This is a genomic window from Sphingomonas sp. LH128, assembly GCF_000293195.2.
In the GTDB taxonomy this organism is placed as follows: domain Bacteria; phylum Pseudomonadota; class Alphaproteobacteria; order Sphingomonadales; family Sphingomonadaceae; genus Novosphingobium; species Novosphingobium resinovorum_A.
Window position 1 is genome coordinate 1 of record NZ_ALVC01000037.1, and the last position, 5,688, is coordinate 5,688.

The following is a 5,688-nucleotide window of genomic DNA, read 5'->3' on the forward strand; positions in this document are numbered from 1 at the left end:
GTTCCTAATTCAGATCAGAGGCTTACGCCACTCCCGCCAACCCTTCAGGACACTTTTGGTGAATAAGGCGGGCTATGGGTTACGATCCCCAGAAATGCCGCATTGATTAGCATCAGCGCATACATCAGCGGTATTTGCCCGCGCAGGTGCGCGTGTTGTTCCCGCAGCGTCACATCTGAGGCTTGGGCTATTTCCTTCAGCGGATTGTCTGGCAGTCGGAACATCATTGTCTGGATCGCTAATCCTAACTTCGGCCAATGAATTTATCTATCCGGATCAAACCCGGATTTTTGTTTTAGCATACCTATTGCATGACGGATCGCTGGTTGGCGCGGAAACTTACACGGCAATAGCGGCGGAGGCGATATTTCCGACATTGGTCGCCAGGAGGTACACTGGAGGCATATTCATTTGCGTATTTTAACTATTCATTAATATTTTGACGAGAATTCGCACCGCGAGCGAGACACAGTCTTGCTCCACGCCGGCCCGGTGGGACCGCCGGACCTCCTGTTCAACAATCCTGCCGGGCTGGCGCTTGACCGATACGGCATCAGGGATGCCTCTCCTCTTGCCGCGCATCGCTGTTTCTGGTCCGATGAAAGCGCGGTCTCTCGATCCTTCCCGAATGGGACACCAATAATGCTTTCATTCCCCCGCGGGGCCTTGATCGGCGGTGTTCCCGTCACGACGCTCAAGGCGATTCTGAGGTCTATCGATAGCACCGGCAGCTTCACGAGCGCCATCCAGCTGCGCTCCTCCGGTGCCTGCCACTGCGATAATGCCATTGCTGTCGATGTCGCCATCCAGGCTGGTCTCGTCGATCCCGGTGGACGGACGCTGACGGATCTCGGTCATGCCGTCCTCGGATCGACAAGCAAGGCGCGTCTTCCTCGCGCCAAAGCGACCATACTGCTGAACGGCCTTCTCGATTCCGCCGCCGGCTACAACGCTAACCCCGACCATACCCACCAGATCGACGAAATCTGGCTGTTCGGAAGTCACGCCAGAAGCGCCGAAACCGTCGGAGATATCGACCTCGCGATCCGTTGGAGTCGCAAGGCCCACGTCACTATGGCCGACGCCGATGCCCGCACCCGCGCCCGTTACGGTGAACTTTATTCGGGCCGGAAGGAGATCTGGGACATGACCAGGCGTCTACAGGACCGTGACCTGTTCGGCCAACGCCGAAACGCCGCATTCGCCGTCACCAGAGACCTCAGTTTGCTGATCGCGATGGCGGAACCCTGCATGAAAGTCTTCGACCTCGCCAATGGCATCATCGCGGCACCCGCCCTCCTCGACAAACATCCCGAAGCAACCGTCCGGCAAGATGGCATGCGGCCACGCGTCACAGCGCTGGATCGCGACCGGCTACTCGCCTTGCGACCCACCCCCCGGCCCCTCCCCGCGAACTGGCCCTGCACCTACAACGGCGTGTGGTTGCCCTCCCCACTCAGTTTCGCACTCAGCCCTACGACCAGCGCTCACTACCATGTCGCCAAGCTCGCGCGGGACTTCGACCTTTCCGCAGATCGCGATCTGCGGGTCTATAGTCGCTACGACGAAATCGCCCTGCGCAGCAGGGGATTGCCCGTCCTGCCCGATATCTTTGACGGGCACACCGTCGCCCTCCTCTCGACCCCACACAAATGCCTCGCACTCCAGCGCCGGATCGAACCGGGCGGCCCGGGGGTCCTGGTCTACAACCTCTCGCTGTCCGATCATGTGATGCAAGGTGGGCCCGACCCAAAAATGGTCGCGAGCGAGCAGACCGCATACGACGACATCATCGGCTACTATCTCGCTGCCCTCGTCTACGCGGATGCCCTGTACGTCCGGGCTCTTTCATCCGACGACGTGACCATTCATTTCTTCACTGCCATGGCCGAACACAAGGCCATTGAAGCCCGCATGCGTTATTGGACCGATCACCTGGTCAAAGGTACGCCCCTGACGAACGGCTCCTCGTGAGCACGGCGCCCATTTCGAGGTCATCCGCTGCCAATTGCCCGCCATTTTTTCGACTTGCGGCGATAAATCTCACGGCCACAGCCCGAGCATCGTCCAACATAGTGCTGTCCACTCCACGCAGCCTTGTGCCGGTCGGGTCGATGACGGTTCAGAAGGCATATTATCGTTGCAGGTCATCGGTTCACGCGCTTTCGATTTCACGGCATGCCCCGCACTGAGTGCGCCACATCGTCAAAGCCGTGCTGCAGCGCAGCATACGTCATTTTCTGCTGTATCTCCAATAGGTTAAGCCGTGCTTTGTGCTTTTGTCCCTAACCACACTCAAAGTCGGGACGGTTTAACCGCACCGCGCGAACCACGTTCAATAACGGCATCCATCCTGGCTCAGATCACGGCCCATCGTAACATAACCCACGTGCTCAGGACCTATTGCCGTCACTACGGGTGCAGGCGGACCCGCGACGCATTGGAACCAATCCGAATCCTGGCCATCATAATCCTCCGGACCAATACCGTGGGCGACACGGATCGACTGTTGCCACAGCTCGCTGGCCCTATCCTGGGCATCGCCGAACCTGCTCTGGTAAAGGACATCGATGAAGTTGTTTGCGTGATAGCCGTTCTGGAAAAGGTCGATCGTGGGGTCGTAGGAATTGCCGCAACTCCAAAGACAGGACGTACGGATCATACCGGACGCGGCACCAAGTTGGGCAAACGTCGTTTCCGGCGTGATCGTTCGTGATCCGACTTTGGGCAGGCAACCCGCCTTTACGAACGTCGAAACGCTCGTAATCTCGCTCCCCTTGATGCCGTAGCTAACATTGCAACCCTGGACTTCAAACGTCCAATCCGTGGACGTCTTTGACTTCGCCGGACCTAGCTTGGATTCTACGAACGATGGGTTGAGGCCAATCACCCCTTCCCTGAAAGCCCAATCCAGCGTCGCGCCCGGCTGAGGATCTGACGCCTCCGCCGGAGCCGCCACGGGGGCCGCCGATCCATCAAATTCAGGAGGCAGCGTATACGCGACGTCGGGGGTGGCGCGATCAGTTTGATTGAGGGTCTGACCGGGACTGAGGATATCGTAGAAATATATCGCAATGCCAGCCAAGACGAACAGCACGAAGGCGATCAGTAGCGGGCGCGCCTTTCGAGCCCGCCCCCCCTCGCCTACACCAAGTAGCTTCGCCTTCTCCCGTTCGAACTCCTCCCAAGAGAGCGCACCATTATCCCGCAGCCGACCAAGCTGCTCCAACTTGTTATAATCTACCATTTTCTAGTGTTGCCCCGTTGCAATATCGGTCATTGGCAAAAGGAGGCAGCAATCGCAATGTGCCATGGGAGAAATTGCGACCTCAGGTTGCACCGAGGCGGTCCACGTTTAATCGCCCTCACGCTCCTCGACCGATATCTCGACACGCAACACGATATTTTCTACTCGCGACACGCGCGATTTTGTGCTCACGTTATCTCTCACTGGCGCATGCCACCGTGTTCGAATAGCTACCGTTGCGCTCGCCATCAGTCGGCGTCGCTCTCAATTCACGATACACGATAGCAGTTCATATTATCAGTATCCCGTGAGCCACGAATCCGTGCGTTTAATCTAGCCTTGTTGGTCGCCGAATACTTCAAAGATATTCAGGCGAACCATGGGCCCCTGCCCATAATATCAGATCATGACATTGAAGGAGCTATCGATGCTGAAACAGTTGTTGGATCGCCCCCTATGGACGCCATGGATTTCCATTCTGGCCATACTCATCGTTAACTTCACCATCGTGACAATCGTCGGGACCTTGGCTGACCTTCCCCTACGGACATGGCAAACCTGGTCAGTCGTCGCGATAATCGCATGGGCGTTGGTAGGCACCGCAATCAATCTTGCCTCGGTCAGCGCCCACGACCCTTATCAAGACGAGGAAGAGGCATGAAAGCTGCCCGCCCCCTCGCCCTACTGTTCAGCGTGGTGCCTATGGCCCTGATCGTCGCGCCCCCTCGCGCATCGGGCATATTCCGGCTTCGCCTCGCTGATGCGCCGCCCCTCCTTGGTCTCGGCGCCTACATCATCAGCGCCTATTTGTCCGAGCGCGCGCCCTGGATGCTGTTCTACGCGCTCTGCATCGCAGGCATCCCCGTAGCCGCCTACGGCCCCCGACGAGCGGGATGGGCTCTGTTCGCCGCCCTCGCCGCTTCGCTCGTCTATGCGCGTGTCTTCATGGAAAACTGACCGATCGCTGCGCGATCGCTCCTGCAGAAAGGGTCAACACCATGGAACCTCTGCGGCACCTCGATCGAGACACCCGCCGCGCCCGTCTCCTGGCGGCATCAACCGTCGCGGGATCTTCACCGGCCATTGGGATCGCGGTGACCTCGTTCGACAATTTCGCGGCGGCAACGGATCGTGGCTCGGTCTCGCTACCTACCGTGCGGAAGATCCCGCCACCTGATCACGAAGCCCCTGGCTCGGCCTGAACGTCACTACGCGCCGCGCCGAAACAATCGCCTCTTCCCCTGTCTTCGGATTGCGGCCGATCCGCTCCGGCTTGTCTTTCAACAGGAACGTCCCGAAATTCGAAATCTTCACGTTCTCGCCCGACGCCAGCGCATCAGACATCCGCTCGAGGATCTGCTCTACCAAGTGAAGCGCGTCGTTCCTGGACAAGCCGACCGCTCGATGCAGCGCATCCGCCAGGTCCGCGCGCGTCAGCGTGCCCACGTCTTGCCTTGCCGGCGTCACACTACCCCTATCCGCTGCCGATCGCTCGCCACGACTTTGATTTCACGCGATATATCTCGCGGCGGCACGCCGTACAATGAGCAACGTAATGCAAGCCGTCCCACTGCGTCTTGTGTCGGTCGGGTGTATGGCGATTGAAAATACACAGGATCGGTTGAAGCATCACCGGTTCACGCATCCTTTGATTGATGGCATGTCCCCACAGCTACGCCCTTCGACGAGGCCATTTAGCAGTGCAACATACATCACCTTCAGCCGTGTCGCCAACGGGTTGGACTGCAAAAGTGATACGCCGGCGAATAGCTGCGCTGCAGGAACGTCCGGGCAATGACTCTACGTTACGTGTATGAAAGAGCCTGGGACAATGGATGTGCAGCACTTACGTTTGGATCAGCCGTCGCCCCTGAAGCGGAATCTCGCCGCAAGGCTTAGCTTTCACTGCGCCTCGAGGAAAATGACACAGACCGCGCTTTCGGAACGCTCCGGCATAGCGACGTCTCATATCTCACTGATTAGCCGAGCAAAAGCGAATCCAACCCTCCTCACACTTGAACATCTTGCGGATGCACCGGGCGTCTCCGTGATCGAGATGCTGACGCCGATGGAGGGTGGCTCGTCCGCACCCCCATGAAGTTCGGGGTCATCTCGCCTGCGGCGAGACCGGGCTCTAGTCGCCTGCGGCTCCCGGAGCCCCTGCGGGTCTCCGCCCTGCGGGTTACGATCCCTTGCCCGGGGCGCCCTGCCTTCACCGTCAGCGGGCCTGTAACGAGCCTCATAGACCGAGCGTCTCGTTGGGGAGCCCCTTCCCTCCCGTCTAGCCTCTCACGACGCTCCTGACCCACGCACGGCGCAGTAGCCTGCGGCTGTTGTCGTCCCCTTCGGGGCCGGTTCTCTTGGCCATGCTGGGGACCGGCGAGGACGCCGATCCCCAGCACCAACCTCGCGCCAGGTCATTCACCACACACTGCGCCACC

At 59.1% G+C, this 5,688-nt stretch carries 7 protein-coding genes; 4 read left to right on the top strand and 3 right to left on the bottom strand.

Translation table 11 applies throughout. The features are described from left to right. Positions 1-44: 44 nt before the first annotated feature. On the bottom strand, positions 45-227 hold the full coding sequence (locus LH128_RS33100; protein ID WP_172704927.1) for a hypothetical protein: 183 nt from the start codon (positions 225-227) through the stop codon (positions 45-47). A gap of 247 nt (positions 228-474) precedes the next feature. On the opposite strand from LH128_RS33100, the gene LH128_RS03730 reads away from it, so the two are divergent. Continuing rightward, positions 475-1,974, top strand: coding sequence for a nucleotidyltransferase domain-containing protein (locus LH128_RS03730; protein ID WP_172704928.1), 1,500 nt, complete (start codon positions 475-477; stop codon positions 1,972-1,974). Between the two features lie 361 nt (positions 1,975-2,335). Here LH128_RS03730 and LH128_RS03735 read toward each other — a convergent pair whose 3' ends face one another. Further along, the gene (locus LH128_RS03735) at positions 2,336-3,247 is read right to left on the bottom strand and encodes an SHOCT domain-containing protein (RefSeq protein ID WP_008828244.1); all 912 of its coding nucleotides are present in this window, start codon (positions 3,245-3,247) and stop codon (positions 2,336-2,338) included. Between the two features lie 427 nt (positions 3,248-3,674). Between LH128_RS03735 and LH128_RS03740 the strand changes: the two genes are divergently transcribed. Both LH128_RS03740 and LH128_RS03745 read left to right on the top strand, forming a co-directional pair. Further along, positions 3,675-3,908 carry a hypothetical protein gene (locus LH128_RS03740; protein WP_008828245.1) on the top strand — a complete coding sequence of 78 codons (234 nt, stop codon included), beginning with the start codon at positions 3,675-3,677 and terminating at the stop codon, positions 3,906-3,908. Next, on the top strand, positions 3,905-4,204 hold the full coding sequence (locus LH128_RS03745) for a hypothetical protein (protein ID WP_008828246.1): 300 nt from the start codon (positions 3,905-3,907) through the stop codon (positions 4,202-4,204). Before LH128_RS03740 ends, LH128_RS03745 begins: the two co-directional genes overlap by 4 nt. Before the next feature lie 192 nt (positions 4,205-4,396). Here the strand turns inward: LH128_RS03745 and LH128_RS03750 are convergent, their stop codons facing one another. Further along, positions 4,397-4,693, bottom strand: coding sequence for an integration host factor subunit alpha (locus LH128_RS03750; protein WP_008828247.1), 297 nt, complete (start codon positions 4,691-4,693; stop codon positions 4,397-4,399). Between the two features lie 385 nt (positions 4,694-5,078). On the opposite strand from LH128_RS03750, the gene LH128_RS31900 reads away from it, so the two are divergent. After that, positions 5,079-5,345 carry a helix-turn-helix domain-containing protein gene (locus LH128_RS31900; protein ID WP_083910090.1) on the top strand — a complete coding sequence of 89 codons (267 nt, stop codon included), beginning with the start codon at positions 5,079-5,081 and terminating at the stop codon, positions 5,343-5,345. Positions 5,346-5,688 lie beyond the last annotated feature (343 nt).

Bases quoted from the DNA above. Each gene is read 5' to 3' on its own strand.
- LH128_RS33100 (WP_172704927.1), bottom strand. From the start codon at position 227: ATGATGTTCCGACTGCCAGACAATCCGCTGAAGGAAATAGCCCAAGCC.
- LH128_RS03735 (WP_008828244.1), bottom strand. From the start codon at position 3,247: ATGGTAGATTATAACAAGTTGGAGCAGCTTGGTCGGCTGCGGGATAAT.
- LH128_RS03740 (WP_008828245.1), top strand. From the start codon at position 3,675: ATGCTGAAACAGTTGTTGGATCGCCCCCTATGGACGCCATGGATTTCC.
- LH128_RS03745 (WP_008828246.1), top strand. From the start codon at position 3,905: ATGAAAGCTGCCCGCCCCCTCGCCCTACTGTTCAGCGTGGTGCCTATG.
- LH128_RS31900 (WP_083910090.1), top strand. From the start codon at position 5,079: ATGGATGTGCAGCACTTACGTTTGGATCAGCCGTCGCCCCTGAAGCGG.